Genomic DNA, 770 nt, shown 5'->3' with positions numbered 1-770 from the left:
AAGGACCTCTTCTTCACGTGACAAGGAAGGGGACATCCTCATTTCCAGACCTTGCACCGCGGGTTTATCTCAGCACACCGTGTCAGGGTACATAGTCCAGCGCCACATGTCGTGCAAGCAGCACGTCGTGCCCCGCAACCGGTGGTGCTCAGCTATAGCGCGGCGCGCTGGGCAGATCGAATTGTTCCTCGAGGGTCTTGACGCCGTTGTCATGCATATACGTCGCAAGACTCTCGCCGACGTACCTCACGTGCCATGGCTCATAGATGTAACCCGTGACGCTCGTCTTGCCTGCGGGGTACCGGATCACAAAGCCGTACTTGTGGCCGTTTTGCGCGACCCACTTCCCCACCGTCGTGTCCCCAAAGCACTTGCTGATCCGGCAACCCGCGCCGTCCGACAGGTCCGCGGTCCACCCTGTCTGGTGCTCTGAATAGGATGGCCGGGCGCTAAACGTTTCAGCTCTGGCTACTCCGTAGTTGGCGGCGTAAGAATTGAACAGGCTCTTCTGCGTGGCGTAAGAGCGGTATGACGACGCTACGGAGAAGGACAGCCCCTCCGCAGACGCGGCCTTGTACATCGTCGCAAGCGCTGTGGCTGCTTCTCGCCTCATGCGTTGAGTAGATCCGCCCGGTACCCCGGAGACGGGTACGAGGTCCGAGGGCGCGTACGTGGCGGGACTGAGCGGTCGAGTCTTGTTCACCACGACGAGAACCGAGGTGGGGTCGCTGAGTTGCTTGGTCACGTTGCGCGACGGGTCCCACCCCTCA

At 61.0% G+C, this 770-nt stretch carries 1 protein-coding gene; it reads right to left on the bottom strand.

Going from position 1 to position 770, the window contains the following annotated elements:
* Positions 1 to 148 precede the first annotated feature (148 nt).
* Positions 149 to 770 (bottom strand): M15 family metallopeptidase (locus tag AOP73_RS11645; RefSeq protein ID WP_061966226.1); only part of this gene is annotated, 622 nt, incomplete at its 5' end.

This window comes from Demequina aurantiaca, assembly GCF_000975135.1.
In the GTDB taxonomy this organism is placed as follows: domain Bacteria; phylum Actinomycetota; class Actinomycetes; order Actinomycetales; family Demequinaceae; genus Demequina; species Demequina aurantiaca.
This window is presented reverse-complemented; position numbering and strand designations above follow the sequence as displayed.